Source organism: Gordonia prachuapensis (assembly GCF_036350515.1).
Taxonomy (GTDB): domain Bacteria; phylum Actinomycetota; class Actinomycetes; order Mycobacteriales; family Mycobacteriaceae; genus Gordonia; species Gordonia prachuapensis.
This window is the reverse complement of sequence record NZ_JAZDUE010000002.1, coordinates 273,173-293,183: the sequence shown is the minus strand read 5'-3', so window position 1 is coordinate 293,183 and position 20,011 is coordinate 273,173. Positions and strand designations below refer to the sequence as shown.

20 protein-coding genes and 1 riboswitch are annotated in these 20,011 nt (G+C 66.4%); of the genes, 9 read left to right on the top strand and 11 right to left on the bottom strand.

The window, feature by feature from the left end; translation table 11 throughout:
- Positions 1-165 precede the first annotated feature (165 nt).
- Complete coding sequence (locus tag V1Y59_RS03730; RefSeq protein ID WP_330503491.1) at positions 166-2,001, bottom strand: acyl-CoA dehydrogenase; 1,836 nt, start codon at positions 1,999-2,001, stop codon at positions 166-168.
- A gap of 161 nt (positions 2,002-2,162) precedes the next feature.
- Positions 2,163-2,933, bottom strand: coding sequence for a deoxyribonuclease IV (locus V1Y59_RS03725; RefSeq protein WP_330503490.1), 771 nt, complete (start codon positions 2,931-2,933; stop codon positions 2,163-2,165).
- A 205-nt stretch (positions 2,934-3,138) separates the two neighbouring features.
- Here V1Y59_RS03725 and V1Y59_RS03720 point away from each other — a divergent pair, with 205 nt between their 5' ends.
- The 3 genes from V1Y59_RS03720 (at position 3,139) to V1Y59_RS03710 (ending at position 5,520) form a co-directional block, all read left to right on the top strand.
- Complete coding sequence (locus tag V1Y59_RS03720; RefSeq protein WP_330503574.1) at positions 3,139-4,356, top strand: phosphatase PAP2 family protein; 1,218 nt, start codon at positions 3,139-3,141, stop codon at positions 4,354-4,356.
- A 10-nt stretch (positions 4,357-4,366) separates the two neighbouring features.
- Complete coding sequence (locus V1Y59_RS03715) at positions 4,367-4,780, top strand: hypothetical protein (RefSeq protein ID WP_330503489.1); 414 nt, start codon at positions 4,367-4,369, stop codon at positions 4,778-4,780.
- Between the two features lie 92 nt (positions 4,781-4,872).
- Positions 4,873-5,520: a DUF305 domain-containing protein gene (locus tag V1Y59_RS03710; RefSeq protein WP_330503488.1), complete on the top strand. Its 648-nt coding sequence runs from the start codon at positions 4,873-4,875 to the stop codon at positions 5,518-5,520.
- Positions 5,521-5,619: 99 nt separating this feature from the next.
- Here V1Y59_RS03710 and V1Y59_RS03705 read toward each other — a convergent pair whose 3' ends face one another.
- Both V1Y59_RS03705 and V1Y59_RS03700 read right to left on the bottom strand, forming a co-directional pair.
- Positions 5,620-6,693 carry a glycoside hydrolase family 183 protein gene (locus V1Y59_RS03705; RefSeq protein ID WP_330503487.1) on the bottom strand — a complete coding sequence of 358 codons (1,074 nt, stop codon included), beginning with the start codon at positions 6,691-6,693 and terminating at the stop codon, positions 5,620-5,622.
- A gap of 73 nt (positions 6,694-6,766) precedes the next feature.
- Complete coding sequence (locus V1Y59_RS03700; protein ID WP_330503486.1) at positions 6,767-7,648, bottom strand: acyl-CoA thioesterase domain-containing protein; 882 nt, start codon at positions 7,646-7,648, stop codon at positions 6,767-6,769.
- 66 nt (positions 7,649-7,714) lie between these two features.
- On the opposite strand from V1Y59_RS03700, the gene V1Y59_RS03695 reads away from it, so the two are divergent.
- Positions 7,715-8,284 carry an HdeD family acid-resistance protein gene (locus V1Y59_RS03695; RefSeq protein WP_330503485.1) on the top strand — a complete coding sequence of 190 codons (570 nt, stop codon included), beginning with the start codon at positions 7,715-7,717 and terminating at the stop codon, positions 8,282-8,284.
- 3 nt (positions 8,285-8,287) lie between these two features.
- On the opposite strand, the gene V1Y59_RS03690 is transcribed toward V1Y59_RS03695, so the two are convergent.
- The gene (locus tag V1Y59_RS03690) at positions 8,288-8,875 is read right to left on the bottom strand and encodes a hypothetical protein (protein ID WP_330503484.1); all 588 of its coding nucleotides are present in this window, start codon (positions 8,873-8,875) and stop codon (positions 8,288-8,290) included.
- A gap of 107 nt (positions 8,876-8,982) precedes the next feature.
- Here V1Y59_RS03690 and V1Y59_RS03685 point away from each other — a divergent pair, with 107 nt between their 5' ends.
- Complete coding sequence (locus V1Y59_RS03685; RefSeq protein WP_330503483.1) at positions 8,983-9,447, top strand: DUF4282 domain-containing protein; 465 nt, start codon at positions 8,983-8,985, stop codon at positions 9,445-9,447.
- 75 nt (positions 9,448-9,522) lie between these two features.
- On the opposite strand, the gene V1Y59_RS03680 is transcribed toward V1Y59_RS03685, so the two are convergent.
- Entirely contained in the window at positions 9,523-10,626 is a 1,104-nt protein-coding gene (locus V1Y59_RS03680; RefSeq protein ID WP_330503482.1) for a DUF2189 domain-containing protein, read from the bottom strand.
- Positions 10,627-10,770: 144 nt separating this feature from the next.
- Between V1Y59_RS03680 and V1Y59_RS03675 the strand changes: the two genes are divergently transcribed.
- Positions 10,771-11,298, top strand: coding sequence for a DUF5709 domain-containing protein (locus V1Y59_RS03675; RefSeq protein ID WP_330503481.1), 528 nt, complete (start codon positions 10,771-10,773; stop codon positions 11,296-11,298).
- 40 nt (positions 11,299-11,338) lie between these two features.
- Here V1Y59_RS03675 and V1Y59_RS03670 read toward each other — a convergent pair whose 3' ends face one another.
- A complete protein-coding gene (locus V1Y59_RS03670; protein ID WP_330503480.1) occupies positions 11,339-12,121 on the bottom strand; it encodes a Clp protease N-terminal domain-containing protein in 783 nt (260 codons plus the stop codon).
- A 268-nt stretch (positions 12,122-12,389) separates the two neighbouring features.
- Between V1Y59_RS03670 and egtB the strand changes: the two genes are divergently transcribed.
- Both egtB and egtD read left to right on the top strand, forming a co-directional pair.
- Entirely contained in the window at positions 12,390-13,661 is a 1,272-nt protein-coding gene (gene egtB, locus V1Y59_RS03665; RefSeq protein ID WP_431309089.1) for an ergothioneine biosynthesis protein EgtB, read from the top strand.
- Entirely contained in the window at positions 13,658-14,614 is a 957-nt protein-coding gene (gene egtD, locus V1Y59_RS03660) for an L-histidine N(alpha)-methyltransferase (RefSeq protein ID WP_330503478.1), read from the top strand. The genes egtB and egtD overlap by 4 nt, the downstream gene beginning before the upstream one ends.
- A 19-nt stretch (positions 14,615-14,633) precedes the next feature.
- On the opposite strand, the gene V1Y59_RS03655 is transcribed toward egtD, so the two are convergent.
- The gene (locus V1Y59_RS03655) at positions 14,634-15,665 is read right to left on the bottom strand and encodes an LLM class flavin-dependent oxidoreductase (protein ID WP_330503477.1); all 1,032 of its coding nucleotides are present in this window, start codon (positions 15,663-15,665) and stop codon (positions 14,634-14,636) included.
- Between the two features lie 108 nt (positions 15,666-15,773).
- Between V1Y59_RS03655 and V1Y59_RS03650 the strand changes: the two genes are divergently transcribed.
- The gene (locus tag V1Y59_RS03650; protein ID WP_330503476.1) at positions 15,774-16,154 is read left to right on the top strand and encodes an SHOCT domain-containing protein; all 381 of its coding nucleotides are present in this window, start codon (positions 15,774-15,776) and stop codon (positions 16,152-16,154) included.
- A 171-nt stretch (positions 16,155-16,325) separates the two neighbouring features.
- On the opposite strand, the gene V1Y59_RS03645 is transcribed toward V1Y59_RS03650, so the two are convergent.
- From V1Y59_RS03645 to thiC, 3 genes are all read right to left on the bottom strand, one after another.
- Entirely contained in the window at positions 16,326-17,135 is an 810-nt protein-coding gene (locus V1Y59_RS03645; protein WP_330503475.1) for an HAD-IIA family hydrolase, read from the bottom strand.
- 76 nt (positions 17,136-17,211) lie between these two features.
- Positions 17,212-18,066, bottom strand: a complete 855-nt coding sequence (gene thiD / locus V1Y59_RS03640; protein ID WP_330503474.1) for a bifunctional hydroxymethylpyrimidine kinase/phosphomethylpyrimidine kinase — start codon at positions 18,064-18,066, stop codon at positions 17,212-17,214.
- Positions 18,063-19,754: a phosphomethylpyrimidine synthase ThiC gene (thiC, locus tag V1Y59_RS03635; RefSeq protein WP_330503473.1), complete on the bottom strand. Its 1,692-nt coding sequence runs from the start codon at positions 19,752-19,754 to the stop codon at positions 18,063-18,065. The genes thiD and thiC overlap by 4 nt, the downstream gene beginning before the upstream one ends.
- A riboswitch (TPP riboswitch) is annotated at positions 19,747-19,861 on the bottom strand. Its footprint overlaps the gene before it by 8 nt.
- Positions 19,862-20,011 lie beyond the last annotated feature (150 nt).

The following is a 20,011-nucleotide window of genomic DNA, read 5'->3' as shown; positions in this document are numbered from 1 at the left end:
GCTGGTCCTCTCGGGGGCGTCGGGCCACCGATCAATCTACCGCGAGCGCGTGCGTGATATGTCCGAATGAGTTCGTCCCCCGAAAATCACCAGACTCTCCACAAACGTACGGAGAGTTCGGCGATTCCCGGGGGACGAACCAGAGTGAGGCTCTCGGCGAGCGGCTCAGAAGACCGCTTCGTCGACCTCCATGACGTCGGCGTCGATGTTCTCGACGGTGCCGCGGACGGCGGTCAGCTGCGGGAGCATCGTCTTCGCGAAGAAGCTCGCGACGGCGACCTTGCCCTCGTAGAACGACTTGTCCTCATCCGACGCGCCGGCATCGAGTGCGGCGAGGGCGATCTCGGCCTGGCGGAGCAGCAGCCAGCCGATGAGCAGGTCGCCGACCGACAGCAGGTACCGCACCGAGCCGAGCCCGACCTTGTAGAGCTCCTTCGGATCCTCCTGCGCGTTCATCAGGTAGCTGGTGAGCGTCGCGGTCATCGCCTGCACGTCCTCGAACGCGGTCTTCAGCAGCTGACGCTCGGCCTTGAGGCGACCGTTGCCTCCCTCGGAGTCGAGGAAGCTCTGGATCTGACCCGACACGTGCGCCAGCGCGGCGCCCTTGTCGCGAATGATCTTGCGGAAGAAGAAGTCCTGCGCCTGGATGGCCGTCGTGCCCTCGTAGAGCGAGTCGATCTTCGAGTCGCGGATGTACTGCTCGATCGGGTAGTCCTGCAGGAAGCCGGAACCGCCGAGAGTCTGCAGCGACTCGTGTGACAGCACGCTGTAGGCACGCTCGGAGCCGACACCCTTGACGATCGGCAGCAGCAGATCGTTGACCTTGTGTGCCAGTTCGGCATCCGCACCGGAGACGATCTTCGCGGCGGCCGCATCCTGATGCGACGCGGTGTAGAGGTAGATCGCGCGCAGACCCTCGGCGTAGGCCTTCTGGGTCATCAGCGAGCGACGCACGTCCGGGTGGTGGGTGATGCTCACACGCGGAGCGGCCTTGTCGGTCATCTGGGTCATGTCGGCACCCTGGATGCGCTCCTTGGCGTACTCGAGTGCATTCAGGTAACCGGTCGACAGGGTGGAGATGGCCTTGGTGCCCACCATCATTCGCGCATGCTCGATGACGTCGAACATCTGCGCGATGCCGTTGTGCACCTCGCCCACGAGCCAGCCGACAGCCGGGGTGCCGTGCTGGCCGAAGCTCAGCTCACACGTCGCCGACGACTTGATGCCCATCTTGTGCTCGACGTTGGTGACGAAAACGCCGTTGCGCTCGCCCAATTCGCCGGTCTCGTGATCGAAGTGGAACTTCGGCACGAAGAACAGCGAGAGACCCTTGGTGCCAGGCTTCGCGCCCTCGGGGCGGGCGAGCACCAGGTGGAAGATGTTCTCGGTCATGTCCTGGTCGGCGGAGGTGATGAAGCGCTTCACGCCGTCGATGTGCCAGGTGCCGTCGGACTGCTCGACGGCCTTGGTGCGGGCCGCGCCGACGTCGGAGCCGGCGTCGGGCTCGGTGAGGACCATCGTTGCGCCCCAACCACGTTCGGAGCAGATGGCAGCCCACTTCTTCTGCTCGTCGGTGCCGTTGTCGAAGAAGATGTTGGCGAAGCCGGAACCTGCGGCGTACATGAACACCGGCGGGTTGGCGCCCAGGATCATCTCGCCGATGGCCCAGTAGAGCGAACGCGGTGCGGGCAGACCGCCGAGTTCCTCGGCGATGCCGATCTTGTCCCAGCCGCCCTCGACGAGCGCGTTGTAGGACTTGGTGAAGCTCTCCGGGATGGCCACGCTGTGGTTCTCCGGGTCGAAGACCGGCGGATTGCGGTCGGCGTCGGCGAACGACTCGGCGATGGGGCCTTCTGCGAGGGTCTTGACCTCACGGAGCATGTCGACGGCGGTTTCGTGGTCGAGGTCGCCGAAGTCGCCCTCCTCGAGAACCTTGTCGAGGTCGAACAGCTCGAAGAGGTTGAAGTGCAGGTCGCGAATGTTGCTCTTGTAATGGCCCATGGAGGTTCCTTATCTGACGGGCGGTGTGGGCTACGCGGGTCGTTCGGCGCGGTCGGCAGAAGCTAAGTTACTCGCCGGTAACTACAGGATAGCGCCATCTGTAACACAGAGCAATTGCTCGGTCTGTGATCTCCGCCGACCGCGGTCAGCGCCCGGGTGGGTTACAGCGCGTCGCGCAGATAGGCCAGGTCAGCGGGGATGCCGTCGGCTGGGGTTTCGAGGATCACCGGGGCGCCGGCAGCGGCGGCGACGGCGACCAGGACGTCGGCGTCGATGTGGCCGTCGGCGATGTTGGCGTGCCGATCTCGGCCCGAATCGAACTCGTCGCGGGAATTGTTCAGGTGCACCAGGTCGATCCGGCCGGTGATGGCCTTGACGCGTTCGACCAGTCCGACGAGGTCTTCGCCGCCGGCCCAGGCGTGGCACGTGTCCAGGCAGAAGCCGGCCTGCTCGAAGGCGCCGACCGACTCCCACAGCCGGTCGATGGCCTCCAGGGTGCGGGCCATGGCGTGGTCGCCGCCGGCGGTGTTCTCGATGAGGATCGGCACCCCGAACCCGCCTTTGTCCACCTGGCGGTCGAAGAGTTTGCGCCAGTTGGCGAATCCCTCTTTGTCGTCTTCGCCGTCGCGCAGGTGGCCACCGTGCACGACCAGGCCGAAGGCGCCGAGCTCGGCGGCCGCGGCCGCCTGCTGCTCGACCGCCTTGCGGGACGGCATCCGCAGCCGATTGTTCAGGCTCGCGACGTTGATCTGGTAGCTCGAGTGCACGACGACATCCACGTCGGAGTCGCGGATCGCCGCGGCGTCCGGGCGGGACTCGGGTTTCTTCCAGCCCTGAGGGTCGGTCACGAACATCTGGAAGACGTCGATGCCGAGTTCGCCGGCGGTGGACAACGGGTCGGCGTCCTCGCGTAGATGTGCTCCGATGCGCATCCCTCAACGATAGTTGGCCGCATCGATGTGATTCCGGTCACCGCCAGCCGGATGAATTCCGACATCGGCGGCACCTGTCCGGCGGTTTGCCGGTTCCCGAACGCCAGGTGATCACTAGGCTTACGCCAAGTAACGTGCAGGGAGCCCTGGCGGGCGTGGGCGGGCAGGATCATCACGGGTGAGCATTGACGATGCGGTCGACGACGTGCCTGCGGCGGGCAAGACTGCCAAGGAGCGTGTCGAGAGCGGTGTCGAGCCCGTGATCGACGACGTCGCGGCCGCCGCCGAGATCGACACCGGTCCGGACCGCAAACGTGACCTCACGATGGTCCGGCGGATCGCGATCGGCGCGTGGGTGCTGTTCGTCGTCTACCAGTTCTCCGTGTACGGCATGGCGTTCGACCGCACCCGGCTGATCATCCTGCTGTGTCTGGGCATGCTCGCGGCGACGATCGGCCGTCGCAAGGCGATCAGTGTCATCGTCGACTGGCTGCCGTTCGCGCTGATCCTGCTGCTCTACGACTGGACCCGCGACGTCGCACGCATCGTGGACATGCCCACCCAGTGGCATCTGCCCGCCGACGTCGACGGCTGGCTGTTCGGGGTCAACCCCACCGTGTGGCTGCAGAGCCACATCAAGGAGGCGTCGCCGCCCTGGTGGGAGGTGATCACGAGCGTCATCTACATGTCGTACTTCATCGTCCCCTACGCGGTGGCCGCCGTGCTCTGGATCAAGAACCGCGCGACCTGGCGTCGCTACGCAGCGTGCTTCCTCGCGACCACGTTCCTGGCGTTGATCGGTTACACCCTGGTACCGGCCGCACCTCCGTGGGCCGCCGCGCGATGCACCGCCGAGCAACTCGTCGACCATCCGCGTGATCCGGTGTGCATGGCCACCGAGGGCGCCGTGGCGAACGGCGGCATCCTCGGCGAGGTGACGCCGACGAACCCGGAGGCCGCACCCTACGTCGAGCGGATCTCGGCGCGCGGCTGGAACTTCCTGAACATCCACGCGGCGTCGACCCTGGTCGAGGTCGGGCAGGGCAAGGCCAATCTCGTCGCGGCCATCCCGTCGCTGCATGCCGGTCTGACCATGTTGCTGGCCCTGTTCATGTGGCCCCGCGTCAAGGCCCTCGGGAAAACACTGTTTATGGGATACGCCTTGGCGATGGCGTTCACCCTCGTCTACACCGCCGAGCACTACGTGTTCGACATCCTCCTGGGGTGGGCCCTGGCCGGTTTCGTGATCTTCATCGTGAACGTCGTCGATCGGAAATGGGTGATCCCGCGAAACGAGCGACGACGTGCCGACGCCGCCGGTGCGTCGGAGGCGGCCGAGCCCGATCTGGCAGAGTCCGTTGCGGCTGAGTCCGATACGACAGCGTCCGACATGGCCGAGTCCGACACGGCACCTCCTCGGTAACCTCGGAGTCGTGTCGACCGTCCGCCGTTCATCGCGACCCCGCCGGTGGGGCACGACACGGACCGGCCTGCTGCTCGGGATCGCGTTCGCGATCCTGCTGATGCATTCGGTGGTCGCCCTCGCCGACCACCGCGACCACGGCGAGACGGCGGCCGCGCACGGCCCGACGGTCGTGCACGCCGCGCAGCACGAACCGGCGCCGGTGATGGACGATGCCGGCGAGTGCGACACCCACACCCACCCGTGCGTGTTCCTGCGCCACGACGACCCGGTCGTCCCGGCGGTCGCCGTTCTCGTTCTGGCGTGGGGTTTCCCGCTCCCGCCCCTGTTGCGGTCGATTCACACCCGACGGCACGGTCGCAGCGGCCGGCCTCCACCGTGGGCCATGCCGACACATCTCCGATTGCAGGTGATCCGCTGCTGATCGGCGTCCGACGGACCTCGTGTCCGAGACGTCGACAGCTCCGCATGCCCTGATGCAGCGCGGATTCCTCATCCTGCAAAGGAACCTCACCAATGAAACGACAGATCTTCGCGTGCTCGACCGTTGTCGCGGTCGCTCTTCTCGGCGCATGTTCGGCCGACGACGAACCGACGGCCTCCTCGTCCGGCCCGGCGGTCACCACCACCTCGCTGCCGCTGGAGAGCTCGGCCGACACACCGCAGGCCGAGACACACAACGCCGCCGACATCGCCTTCAACCAGATGATGATCCCGCATCACATGCAGGCGCTGATGATGGCGGACATGGTGCCCGAGCGCACCAGCACACCCGCGGTGCGGGACCTGGCCGACCGCATCCGGGCCGGCCAACAGCCCGAGATCGACGAGATGTCGGCGCGGCTGCGCGAGTGGGGTGTCGCCGACGCGTCCACGTCGGACCCATCCGCCTCCGACGGGCACGGCGATCACATGGCGTCGGACCGGCATGACATGTCCGGCATGATGACGCCCGCCGAGATGGCCGCGCTGTCCGCGGCCAGCGGAGCGGAGTTCGACCGGCTGTGGCTCGAGGGCATGATCGCCCACCACGAAGGCGCGGTCGAGATGGCGGACGCCGAGCTCGCCGACGGCACCCACGAACCCTCGCGTGAGCTGGCCACGCGGATCAAGGCCACGCAGCAGGACGAGATCGAGGAGATGAACGCCATCCTCGCGGAGTGATAGCGCCGCAGGGGTGCGGGTTCTGGCCGCAGTTCCGGGTTCCGGCTTGGGAACCGAACTGCGGCCGGAACCTGCAGCTGCGGCCAGAACCCGGCGGTGCTACGGCTTCTGCAGCGGCACCCGCATCAGATAGACCTGGTAGCCGTTCCAGACCGAGTAGGTGAAGTACAGGCTGCTGCCCTTCGACCACGGATGGATGTACGGCGCGTAGCCCGTGTACGGGTTGTTGGCGGGCACGATGAGCTCACCCGAGGTCCACGGACCCTCCGGCCGGTCGGCGGTCCGCAGGATGACCCCGGAGTCCTTCTGGCCGAGCGAGATGTATTTGCCGAGGTAGTCGTTCCAGGCCACCGACAGCTCGCCGGTCGGTGCGGACATGACCGGGGTGGCCGAGTCCGGGTTGTTGCGGACCCATCGTCCCCACGAGAAGTACTCGTACTTGCGGAGGTTCTCGATGTCCTTGGCGGCGACCCGGGCCAGGTAGACCGCGCCCCAGCGACCGTCGGGCGTGCCGTAGGTGTAGATGGTGTCGCCCACCTTCAGATACGCCGACATCTGGAACTTGTGGTTGCCGCCGCCGTTCGGCCGGAACGCGTTGACCGCCCGCCAGTTCTGGCCGTTGTCGCCCGAGACGACCAGGCCGGACCAGTTCGTGAACCAGATGCCGGGCGGGCCCCACTGTTTGACCGACATGACGTTCATGTACTGCTTGCCGTTCGCGGCGACGCCCGCCGTCGGGATGATCGTGACCTCACGACGCAGGTCAGGCTTGAGCAGGCGCTTCGCATGCCCCGGTCGGCCGGCATGACCGGTGAACGTCATGCCGTCCGCGAGGTTCCGATCGGTGCTGCGCAGCAGCACATTCGAGCGCCAGTACCACAGCTGGCCGTAGAGCAGCGACCACCCGTTGAACGACTGGGTGTCACCGAACGCGGCCATGATCTCGCCGTTCCCGTTGTCCCAGAGGACACCCAGGTCGGTGCCGACGATGTTGTACTTGCCGATCGTGTCGTTGATGGAACCGGGGCCGGTGATCCTGGCGACGATGCGTCCGTCGGCGGCGGCGACATTGGTCGCCTGCGCCTGCGGAACCGTCGCGAGGCCTGCGGTCAGCGTCGTTGCCAGTGCCGTGACTGCGAGGGCCGCCCTCCACCGTCCTGTGAGCCGCGTCATGGCCGTGACCTTATCAAGACCTGAGAGTCATCGGAGTGTGACATTGCCCCTGACGTTGTCCCGGCGCGTCGACTCAGGCCTCGCTGTAGCGGTTACCGGTGTCGATGGCGGTGAAGTCGATGGTCGCGGCCGAGTTGTCGACGCCGGTGACCATGCCGACTCCGAACTGCCCCTCGGTGTCGTACAGATTCGTGGTGCTTGTCGAGATCCCATCGACCTCGACGTGGCTCGCCGCCTCGACGCCGATCCGCGATCCGACCGGCAGCCGTGACAGGGCGACCGTCAGGTCACAGTTGATGAAGGCGATGCCCTCACTGCCCCAATTGCCCACCAGACTGGTCGACTCGCCGCTGATCACCGCGCGCTCGAACGCCGACGGCCGTTCGCCGACGACGGTGGAGACCGCACGTGTCCACAACCTGTTGCGACGAGCGTTCTGATGAGCGCCCATGTCCTGGCTCCACTCGATCTCGCCCGATTCCGTGGTCGCGCCGTACCACGGAAACCGGTCGTCGGCGTCGGTCTCGGGCGGATGGAACTCGATCGTCTCGGGCGGGCGTTCCCAGCGTTCACCCGGCGGATTCGTGCTCTCTTTGACGAAAACCGTCGTGCTCCGGGCGACCAGGACCTCCGCGCCGTCGACGGATTGCACCACGTCGACTTCCGCGACCTTGATCCGTCCGCCGTCGCGCACCAGCCGGCTACGCGTCGTCGTCGGACAGTCCCGGGCGACCTTGAACAGATCGATGGTGAACCGGGCGGGCCGGAAGCCGGTCACCGGGTACGCGTGTTCGGCGGCGCGGGCGGCCAGGGCGCACACGGCGGGACCGTTGAGTGTGCCCGGTGCCCAGAGGCTGGCGGCGTAGCGGGTCGGCGTGAACCAGGGGTCGGATCCGTTGTCGGCGGGAGCATCCGCGTTCTCGGCATCGTGGGTGAAGAACGCGATCGACGACACGAATTTCCCTTCTGTTCGACCGGTGAATGTGGTGTCGAGGGCTTCGACACGTACTAACCTGCCTCCATGACAATTGCAGACTACGCAAGGCAGATCCCGAACGAACTCGTGGCCGCGGTACGAACCACGATGATCGTGACCTCGGTCGTCGGCATCGTTCTGGGCATCATCGCGCTGGTGTGGCCGGCCGCGACCCTGCTTGTCATCGGGGTGCTCTTCGGCATCTCCCTCATCGTCGCCGGACTCTTCCGGCTCTACGGTGCGTTCGCGTCCTCGCTCCTGTCCGGCGGCTGGCGGTTCGTTCTCGGACTCATCGGTGCCCTGATCCTTGCCGCCGGGATCATCGCGCTGTTCAATCCGGAGGAGTCGCTCGTCTTCCTGGCGATCTTCATCGGCATCGGCTGGATCTTCCAGGGCATCGCCGACCTGACCCATGCGTCCGCCGGGTCGCTGCACACTCCGCGCTGGCTGCTGATCCTGTCGGGTGTCGTGTCGATCATCGCGGGCATCGTGATGATGTTGATCCCCGGTCTCGCCCTGACCACCTTCCTGATCATCGCGGCGATCATGTTGATCGTCGTCAGCGTGGTGACCCTGCTGACGCTGCCCAAGAAGGTGGACGAGCCGCAGATCTGAGGCTCAGACCAGTTCGAGACCGTCGAAGGTGATCGCAGCGCGAACTGTGGTCACATCCTCCGGAAGGCGGTCGATCAGCTGATTGATGGTCACCAGCACGTCGTGGCTGTGCGCCAACCGGGCCCGGTCGATGCGGGCCGTGCCGTCGTCGGACGGTTCGAGCATCAGCACGGGGTCCGCCTCGCTCCGATGGGCGGCGGCAGCGGCGAGCAGCCGTCGTGCCTGATCGGGCTGGGAGTCCCACAGCGCATCGGCAGTCGTCAGGTAGAGCCTCACCGCGGGCGGGTAGTCGTGCAGATGCACCAGGGCCCATGCCCAGTGCTTGGCGACGTCGACCGTGTCGGACTGTGCCCGTCCGTGCGTGCGGACGTACTTGCCGTGCAGTTCGCGGCACAGTGGCGTCGAATCGGCCCACAGGTGCAGATGCGACATGCACCGCACGCAGTCGTGCAGGTTGGACAGGTACATCACCGAATACGGACCCTCGCGGCGGGAGCGGACCTCCCGCAACACCGAGAACTCGGCGAGCGCATGCGAGTACTCGCCTGCCAGAAGGTACGCCTCGGCCTCGTCCTGCATCTCCGCGAGCATGTATCGATTGTCGCCCAATCCCACACCTGGCGGGCAGAAATCATTCGGTCACCTCAGAGCCCGCGTAAGTCCGCAACTCGACTGCGGTCCGCTGCTAACGTCGCGCCATGACAACCGGTGATCCCAACGATCCGAACCAGAATCCGCAAGCACAACCGCCTGGGTACCCGCCGCCCGGCGGCTACCAGCCACCGCCGCAGCCGAATTACGGTGCGCAGCCCGGCGGCTATCCGCCGTCCGGCGGGTATCAGCAGCCGCCGTCACCGATCTCGTCGCCGGTCGAGGCATCCAAGGGATTCTTCGCCTCGCTGTTCGACTTCAATTTCAACTCGTTCGTCACCCCATCGTTGGTCAAGGTCGTCTACATCCTCGGGACGATCCTCCTGGCGATCGGTGTGCTCGTGTTCGTCATCTCGTCCTTTGCCAACGATCCCGTGCTCGGCATCATTGCTCTGGTCCTCGCTCCGATCGTGGGTCTGGTCTATCTCGCCTTTCTCCGGGTGACGCTCGAGCTCTACTACGCCGTCGTCAGGATGTCCGAGGACATCCACCGGCGCGACGGACGCTACTGAAAGCGGGACCGCCTCCGGCTACACACGAAACGACCCGGCCACCGCAGTGGCCGGGTCGTTTCGTGTTGCGCGAACTCAGTACTGATTCGGCGGATACGGCGGCGGGGCCATCGGTGCCGCGGACGCCACCGGCGCGATCTGGCCACCGGTGAAATACCGGTACGCGTAGGTGGTGGCGATCGTCGTGACCGGAATGGTCACCAACAGCCCGACAAGGCACAACAGTGCGCCGACGAGGTTGAGGCCGATCACCGCGAGAGCCAGCAGGAACAAGGTGCCGGCGTTCTTGCTGATCACCGAGAAGCTCGCCTTGATGCCCTCGATCGGGTCCATGTCGCGGTCCACCACGAAGGTCAGGGACCAGTACGCCAGGAACGCGAAGACGATGCCGGGGATGATCAGCAGGATCAGGCCGATGAAGGTACCCAGGCCCACGAGGAACGCGGTGATGATCACGGCCGCGAAATTGAGGTCGAAGAAGCGGCCGATCGCCGGCTTGGTGCCGGAGATCTCATCGAGCGCGCCGCGTGCCCATGCGCCCTGGAAGATGTAGCCCACGATCGTGGAGATGATGCTGAAGATGGCGCCGATCCAGAGGATGCGGCCGCCGTCCGATGACACCTGGTTCAGCCAGCTGATGAGCAGCGAGACGACGATCCCGATGAGGATCAGCACGATCCACGAGACCGCGTTCTCCTTGTACCGGTTCCAGCCGTAGCTGAAGGCCTCACCGATCGAGAACTGATCGGCCGACGGAGCGCCGTACCCACCGGCGCCGTACTCGCCGTAATTCCCTGGCGGAGGAGGATATCCGCCCGGTGCGCCGGCTCCGGGGTCGTGCCCGTGCCCGGGGGGCGGGGGATAGCCGCCCGGTTGTGAGCCGTATCCGGGCGCTGCGCCGTACCCGGGAGGCGGCCCCGACGGCGGGGGTCCCGGCGGCGGATAGGAACCTCCCGGCGGAGGATACGAGCCCGGCGGCGGGTAGCCCGATGGCGGCGGAGGTCCGGACGGTCCCGGCGGGGGCGGAGGAACCGAACCGGGCGGCGGATACGACGGCGGCGGCGTGCCCCCGGCAGACGGTTCCGGGCTGGGGTATTCCGGATTGGGCCCCGAGGCTCCACCGCCCCCCTGGTCGGGATCGGGCGGGCCGGGATTCTGCGGGTCCTGCGGAGTTGTCATGGCAGGGAGGATACGGAACACCGCCCGAGGCGAACAGTGTTTGCGGCCCTGCGTCGTGTCGTGGGATGACGAATCGCGTCCGGATCGGTGTCGTCGACGATTGCGCCTGCTTCGTCCTGGATCCGTCACCGATCGACTGGCATCGTGGAGGACGTGAGTGACATCGGCAGCACCCCAGAAGGTTCCGACGGCGAGTACAGCCTCGACGATGACGACCAGCTCCAACCGGAGGACACGCTCGTGGACCGCGGTGTAAACGATGTACTCGACGAGGGGTACTCGCCGCCCGATCATCAGCCCAGCGGTGCGCGGCACGGGCTCACCGAACGTGAGCAACGCGAGGGCGAAACCCTCGACGAACGTCTCGCCGAGGAGGAGGCCGACGTCGGCGCCACGGACCCGCTCGACGACATCGAGGCCGAGGAGAACGTCGAGAAGAACTGGCGCTCACACGAATCCGACCGTGATGCCGAGTTCGACGACGCCGATCAGTCCGGCGACGGCAGGTCGGGACGATTGGTCGCACCCGACGAGGGGACCGGTCTGGACAACGAGAAGGACGCGGTGGCCGGTGACGTCGGCATCGACGGTGCCGGCGCGTCGGCCGAGGAGGCTGCCGTGCACTACATCGACGCCGACGATGTCGAGGACTCCGAAGACTTCGAGGAATAACGGGACTTCTGACCCGGCGACAACCGAGTTCGGCGCTGCCTCAACCGCGCCGATCTGATTCGATCTCGGCGAGCGTCACGCGGATGGTGGATCGCGCCGCGTCGGCCTCGACACCCAGCGTCGACAACGTGTCTGCGATCGGCGGATCGGTGAACAGGGCGAGCAGAATGTGTTCGGTACCGACGAAGTTGTGGCCCAGTTCGATCGCGACCTCGACGGTGGTCTCGAGGACCGCCCGAGCCCGATCGTCATAGGGCACAATCGTTTTCTCCTCTGGCGTTTCCGTCCCATTCGTGTCCGCGCCATCGGAGTCCGTGGTCGGTTGCATGGCCTCGCCGGGTCGGCAGGCCTCGGCGAGGTCGGCGAGGGAGACGCCTTGCGCGCGCAGGGTCACGTCGGCGACGGATTCCGGCGCCACCACCAGTGCGCGCGCGAGGTGCTCGGGCGTGACGGTGTCGCTGCGATCGGCCACCGCCAGGTTGTGGGCCTCCGCGATCACATTGCGCGCCCGCGGCGTGAATCGCGAGAACGGATTGCTCACCTCCGACATCGACGTCTCGGGCGCTGTCGGGGTGCGCGGCGTGAAACGTTTCTGCGCGGCCTGTTTGCTGACCCCCATCCCGGCGCCGATCTCTGTCCAGGACGCCCCGGATCGTCGTGCCTGGTCGACGAAATGGCCGATCAGATGATCGGCGACCTCCCCGAGGTGGTCGGCCGCGACCATCGCCGCGGTCAGCTGTTCCAAGGGATCGTCGTGCGTGGCGCGGATGCCGGCGATGAGGTCGTCGAGGCGGACGGAACTGAGTTTGATCGGTTCGGGCATGCGTCAACGATAGGTTGACGATCGTTGCTCCGTCAACCATCGGTTGACGGTCGTGTCGGCTCTGTCCTCGCCGGTCGCCGAGAATTGTCGGTGGCGTGTGCTGCGATGGGGCTTGGCCCTGTCCGTCGTCCCCAGTCTCGTTGACAGCCCAGTCTCATTGACGGCCCAGTCTCGTTGACAGCCGTGCCGAGGCTGGTAACGATGGAAGCCAGGGTTGCCCGTCCGCCCCGGTCGTCACACCGGGCCACACCACAAACGGGAGGTACCGGTGAGCATCACCAATCGCACTGCCCCTATCCGGTCTGGGCCGACTCGGTCCACACCATCGCAGGCCCATAGATTTCTCGACGTGCGGGCGCTGACCGATGCGTTGACCGCCGACCTGTCCGCGGAAGACCAGACGCCGCAGTCGATGACCGACGCGAGTCCGGCGAAATGGCATCGGGCGCACGTGACGTGGTTCTTCGAGGAGTTCATCCTGCGCAACGTGGCGTCGTACCGGGTCTACGACGAGACCTACCGCTACCTGTTCAACAGCTACTACGAGGCGGTCGGCGCCCGTCATCCGCGTCCCGAGCGGGGCCTCGTGACGCGACCCGGCGTCGCCGACATCGCGCATTACCGCGAGTACGTGGACAACGCCATGGTTGACGCGCTGGAACGCGGGGTACTCGACGACGATGCGTTGGCCCTGCTCGAACTCGGTTGCAACCACGAACAACAGCATCAGGAACTGCTCCTGATGGACATCAAGCACCTGTTCTCCACCCACGCATTCGGCCCCGTCTACGTCGACCGCGACGTCGACGAGCCGGGCGACCCCGATCCGCTCACCTGGCGTTCGGTGGCCGGGGGAGTGACCGAGGTCGGTGCCACCCAGGGTGCCTCAGGCTTCACCTACGACAACGAGGGTCCGCGTCATCGCGTCTATCTCGAGGACTTCGAGATCGCCGAACGGGCCGTCACCAATGCCGAGTGGCTCGAGTTCATGGCCGATGACGGCTACCGTCGGCCCGAGTTCTGGCTGTCGGACGGATGGGCCCACATCACCCAAAACGGCTGGCAGGCACCGGAATACTGGGCACGGTCGGATGGCGAGTGGACGACTTTCACACTGTCGGGGCGGCGTCGGCTGGTGGGCGACGAACCCGTGATGCACGTGTCCTTCTACGAGGCCGACGCCTACGCGCGGTGGGCGGGGGCGCGTCTGCCCACCGAGTTCGAGTGGGAAGCCGCCGCGGTGTCCGGCGACAATGCGCGCGGGCAACTGCTCGATCCGCAGCGCTGCCACCCCGGCCGCGCAGGAGCGACGATGATCGGCGACGTGTGGGAATGGACGGCCAGCGCGTACCTGCCGTATCCCGGTTTCGTACCCGCCAACGGCGCAGTGGGTGAGTACAACGGAAAGTTCATGTGCGATCAGCATGTGCTGCGTGGCGCAAGCGCGGTGACCCCACCCGGACACGAGCGTGCGACCTATCGCAACTTCTTCCCCGCCCCGGCCCGCTGGGCCTTCTCCGGACTGCGGCTGGCCCGATGACGCTCGGTGTCGACGATCCGCTCGCCGCGGACGCAGTGGCCGGCCTGTGGTCGAATCCCCCCACCCTGCCGACGAAGTGGCTCTACGACGAGCGGGGCAGCCTGCTCTTCGACGAGATCACCCGCCTGCCCGAGTACTATCCGACACGCCGGGAGACCGAGATCCTGCACGCCCGTGCCACCGAGATCGCGGCCCTCACCGACGCCGCGACGCTGGTCGAATTCGGGTCCGGGACCTCGACGAAGACCCGGTTGCTGCTGCAGGCGTTCGCCGACCGGGCAGCCGCGGACGGGCGGAGTTTCACCTACGTTCCGCTGGACGTGAGTACCGAGATCCTCGAATCGTCGGCGTCCGAACTGGCGCAGGACTTTCCCGGTATCCGGATCGAACCGACCGTCGCCGACTTCACCGCACCCGACATGACGCTCCCGCCCTCCGACGGGCCCCGGATCGTGGTGTTCCTCGGTGGCACGATCGGCAACTTCGACGACGCGATGCGCGCCGCCTTTCTCAGCCGGTTGGCCAAGGCGCTCGACCCGGGTGACTACTTCCTGCTCGGTGCGGACCTCATCAAAGACACCGGGCGACTGGTGGCCGCCTACAACGACAAGGCAGGCGTGACCGCGGATTTCAACCGCAACATGATCGAGGTGCTGCGCCGCGGCCTCGATGCCCACGGTCTCTACGTCGACGACTTCGATCACATCGCACGTTGGAATCCTGCTCGACACCGCATCGAGATGTGGCTGAGGGCGCGGCGCGACGTGGACGTGTACTTCACGGCGGTCGAGCGGCGCTGGCAGCTGGCCCGCGGCGCCGAGGTGCTGACCGAGATCAGCACCAAGTTCGACCGGACCGATCTCGCCGACGAGCTCGCCGAGGCCGGCGTGGTGGTGGAACACCAGTGGACCGACGACAAAGGCGATTTCCTGCTGACCCTCGGTCGGCGCTGACGCTCAGTGGTTCCTGCCCTCAGTCGCCGGCGAGCAGTTCCCGGACCCGCGGGATGACCTGCGTGCCATATAGTTCGATGCTGCGCATCAGGGCGGCATGCGGCAGTGTGCCGTGCGAGTACTTGAGGTCGAATCTGTTCAGCCCCAGCATCGTCGACGTCGAGGCGATCTTGCAGGCCACCGTTTCGGGTGAGCCGACGTACAGTGAGCCGGCCGGACCTGCGGACCGTTCGAACTCGATCCTGGTGGGCGGTGGCCATCCCCGTTCACGTCCGATCCGCGTCATGTAGCCGCGATAGTGCGGCCAGAGTTCCTCGCGGGCCTGCTCATCGGTGTCGGCGACGTGGCCGGGTGAATGCACACCGATCGGTAGATCTGTCGGCTGGTCGAGTTCGGTGAGGGCCCGACGGTACAGATCGGTGTAGGGCGTGAACCGGGCCGGCTCACCGCCGATGATCGCGAGCATCAGCGGCAGCCCGTAGGACGCGGCGCGGATGACCGATTCGGGGCTGCCGCCGACCGCGATCCACGTCGGTAGTGGCGCCGACTCCAGCTGCGGATAGACGTTCTGCGACATGAGCGGTCCGCGCGTCGAGCCGGACCAGGTGACCGGTGAGCCGGTCCGCAACTGCGCAAACAGCGACAGCTTGTCGGTGAACAGCTCCTCGTAGTCGGCGAGATCGAAGCCGAACAGCGGGAACGACTCGGTGAACGAGCCGCGCCCCAGGATCACCTCGGCGCGACCACCGGACAGCGCATCGACCGTCGCGAACCGCTGGAAGACCCGGATCGGATCGTCGGAACTCAGCACCGTCACCGCGGACCCCAGACGGATTCGACGGGTGCGGGCCGCAATCGCGCCGAGCATCACTTCGGGTGCCGACACCGCATAGTCGTCGCGGTGATGCTCGCCGACACCGAGGAAGTCGATGCCGACCTCGTCGGCCAACACCCCTTGCTCGAGGACGTTGCGCAATGTCTGCGCCCCGGTGAGTGCCGTTCCGCCGTCGTCGACCGTGATGTCGCCGAACGTGTCAAGACCGAGTTCCATGATTGCGAATCGTAGCCAATACCAGCCCCTGCACCACGGCTGTGAGAAGCTATGGAACGCATCGGCGATGACCGCCGACCTACACAACCTGGCTAAGGAGTATGCCCGATGTGGGATTCGTTCTGGGACTTCATCTGGTACACGATCGTCATCTTCGCGTTCGTTGCCTACCTGATCGTCCTCTGGCACATCATCGTCGACCTCTTCCGTGACAAGTCGTCCGGCTGGATCAAGGCCGTCTGGATCATCTTCCTGGTCCTCATCCCCTACATCACCGCCATCGTCTACCTGCTCGCCAAGGGACGCGGTATGGCCGAGCGGCAGAACGAGGCCGTCAAGGAGGCCAAGCAGGCCACCGACAGCTACATCCAGTCGGTCGCGACCCCGAAGAGCCCGGCCGAGCAGATCGCCGACGCCAAGCAGCTGCTCGACTCCGGCACCATCACGCAGGACGAGTTCGACGCGCTCAAGAGCAAGGCGCTCAGCTGAGCTGATCGCCGACGGAACCCGGTTTTTCGCCGACAGCACCCGGTTTTTCGCCGACAGCACCCGCTTCTTTGTGGAGGCGGGTGCTGTTTCGGTTGTGCGGCGGGTGCTGTCGACGAAACCGGGTTCTGTCGGCCGCCGTGCTGGGCGCGAAACGTAGGTGAGGTTCCGGAGCTACTTCGCCACCGCGAAAGGGTCGCCGGTGTGACCGACCACGTCGGCAACACTGTCGATGACCCGGGTGGGGCGGTACGGGAACAGCTCCACCGACGTCGGGGTCGAGATGCCGGACAGGACCAGGATGGTCTGCAGGCCCGCCTCCATCCCCGAGATGACGTCGGTGTCCATGCGGTCGCCGATCATCAGCGTGTGCTCGGAATGCACCCCGATCTGGCGCAGCGCGGAGCGCATCATCAACGGATTCGGCTTGCCCACGTAGTACGGTTCGCGGCCGGTGGCGCGGGTGATCAACGCGGCGACCGCGCCGGTCGCCGGTAGTGATCCGGCCGCGGACGGTCCGGTGGCGTCCGGATTGGTGGCGATGAACCGTGATCCGAGTTCCACCAGGCGGATCGCGGTGGTGATCGCCTCGAACGAGTAGGTCCTCGTCTCGCCGAGCACCACATAGTCCGGTGCCGAATCGGTGATCACATAGCCGATCTCGTGCAGGGCCGTGGTGAGCCCGGATTCCCCGACCACATAGGCCGACCCGCCCGGGCGCTGCGACTCCAGGAAGCGAGCGGTGGCCAACGCCGAGGTCCAGATCGCCTCCTCCGGAATGTCGAGGCCCGTACGGAGCAACCGCGCACGCAGGTCGCGCGGTGTGCGGATCGAGTTGTTGGTCAGCACGATGAACGGGATCTCGTTGTTGCGCAGCTCCGCGAGAAACGTGTCGGCACCCGGGATCAGGTGATCCTCGCGGACGAGAACGCCGTCCATGTCCATGAGGTAGTTCCAGCCCGCGGACTCCTCTGCGCCATCCATGCCCGAATTATCGACCGGCAGTCCGACGAGGGAGTGAAAACCCGGCGAATCCATGGAACTCGGCCGGCGGCCGCCCTCACCCCTTGTGCACGCGCCACAACGGGTTGACCGGACCGTGCCCGGCGCCCAGCGGATAGGCCGCCTCGAGCCCGCGGGTCACCCATCTCTTCGCGAAGCCGATCGCCTCGGGCGCCGAATGCCCGTGTGCCAGCGCGCAGGTGGTCGCGGCAGCCAGGGTGTCGCCGGCGCCGTGGTCGTGGGTGGTGTCGATGCGTGGATGGTCGAACTCGTGGAAGGTCTCGCCGTCGAACAACAGATCGGGACTGTGCGTGGACGACCGCAGGTGCCCGCCCTTGACCAGCGCCCAACGCGCCCCGAGAGCGTGCAGCGACCGGGCCGCGGCCCGTTGGGTCTGCTGGTCGACGACCTGGATGCCCGTGATCAGGGCCACCTCGTCGAGATTCGGGGTGACCACCGTGGCGAGCGGGATCAACGCAGACCGCAACGTCTCCAGAGCCTCGGTCGCCAACAGCGGATCACCGTGCATCGATGCGCAGACCGGGTCGACGACGAGCGGCACCGAGCCCGCGCCGCCGATCCCGAGTCCGACACACTCCTTGGCCACCGCCTCGATGATCGGCGCCGACGCCAGCATCCCCGTCTTCGCGGCGCCGACACCGATGTCGGTGACCACGCTGCGCATCTGCGCGGCCACCGTGTCCGGCGCGATCTCCTGAAAACCCTGGACGCCGAGCGAGTTCTGCACGGTCACCGCGGTGACCGCCACACAGCCGTGCAGTCCGAGCAGCGCGAAGGTGCGCATGTCGGCCTGGATGCCGGCACCCCCGCCGGAATCGGAACCGGCGATGGTGAGCACCCGCCGCGGTGTGGCACCCGGTTCGGCGGTGGGTAGGCGGAGATCGTCGGTCATCGTGTGGGCGAACCTCCTGCAGTGGCAGTGGCAGTGGCCTCCAACGGCAGGTAGACGCGGTTGCCGTGCTCGGCGAACTCCGCCGACTTCGCGGCCATCTCCTCGGCGATCTTGCGGTCGATGTCCTCGGCGGTCACCAGGCCGTTCTCCTCGGCGTAGGTCCGAACATCCTGCGAGATACGCATCGAACAGAACTTCGGCCCGCACATCGAGCAGAAGTGGGCGGTCTTCGCCGGTTCGGCGGGCATCGTCTCGTCGTGGTACTCCCGCGCGGTGTCCGGGTCGAGAGCCAGATTGAACTGATCGGTCCACCGGAACTCGAAGCGCGCCTTGGACAATGCGTCGTCGCGTTCCTGTGCACCCGGATGGCCCTTGGCGAGATCCGCCGAGTGCGCGGCGATCTTGTAGGTGATCACCCCGACCTTCACGTCGTCGCGGTTCGGCAGACCGAGGTGCTCCTTCGGTGTGACGTAACAGAGCATCGCGGTGCCGGCCTGCGCGATCATCGCCGCGCCGATCGCCGACGTGATGTGGTCATAGGCCGGCGCGATGTCGGTGGCCAGGGGGCCGAGAGTGTAGAACGGGGCCTCCTCGCACAGCTCTTCCTCCAGGCGCACGTTCTCCGCGATCTTGTGCATCGGAACGTGACCGGGGCCCTCGATCATCACCTGCACACCATGCGATTTGGCGATCCTCGTCAGCTCTCCGAGCGTGCGGAGCTCAGCGAACTGCGCCTCGTCATTGGCGTCGGCGATCGATCCCGGGCGGAGGCCGTCACCGAGCGAGAAGGTGATGTCGTAGCGCGCGAAGATCTCGCACAACTCCTCGTAATGGGTGTAGAGGAACGACTCCTGATGGTGCGCCAGACACCACGCCGCCATGATCGAACCACCGCGCGAGACGATGCCGGTGACGCGTCGGGCGGCCAGCGGCACATAGCGCAGCAGCACACCGGCGTGCACGGTCATGTAGTCGACACCCTGTTCGGCCTGCTCGATCACGGTGTCGCGGTAGATCTCCCACGTCAGCTTGGTGGGATCGCCTTTGACCTTCTCCAGCGCCTGATAAATCGGCACCGTGCCGACCGGGACCGGTGAGTTCCGCATGATCCACTCCCGGGTCATGTGGATGTCCTTGCCGGTGGACAGATCCATGATGGTGTCGGCGCCCCAGCGAGTGGCCCACACCATCTTCTCCACCTCTTCGGCGATCGAGCTGGTGACAGCCGAGTTGCCGATGTTCGCGTTCACCTTCACCGCGAACCGCTTGCCGATGATCATCGGCTCCGATTCGGGGTGACGGTGATTGGCCGGAATCACCGCCCGGCCCGTCGCGACCTCCTCGCGGACGAGGTCGACGTCCACACCTTCGCGAGCGGCGATGAACCGCATCTCGTCGGTAACGATCCCGGCGCGCGCCCACGCCAACTGCGTCGATGCACCGTCGATCGGTTCGGGCCGGTGCCACGCATCCCGTGTCGGTGGCAGGCCCGCCTCGACGTCGATGGTCGCGGTCGCGTCGGTGTACGGACCGGACGTGTCGTAGACGTCGAGATGCTCGCCGTTGGTCAGATGGATGCGTCGCGCCGGGATACGGAGATGGTCGATCTCGCGGTAGTGCTTGCTGCTTCCCTCGATCGGTCCTTGGGTGACCGTCGAGACGGCAGCTTCGGATACACGTGTTCCCATGATTGCGACTCCCTACGCCGGCATTACCCGGACAGGTTCGGGCGGTCGGCGACCGCCTGTCGCCATCTCAGCCCCCGGTGATCGTGGGAGCCCCCGCGCTGTTCATTTGTCGACCACGGAGGGTGCCGTGGTGCACCCCAACCCTACGACGTCGCTGCGTCGGGGGCCGGGCAGGGGCGACGGCGCGCCGACCTACGCCTGCGTAAGGTAGGCTGTGACACGAATCACAAACGACCGTCACCGCTGCCGGAAGGGGA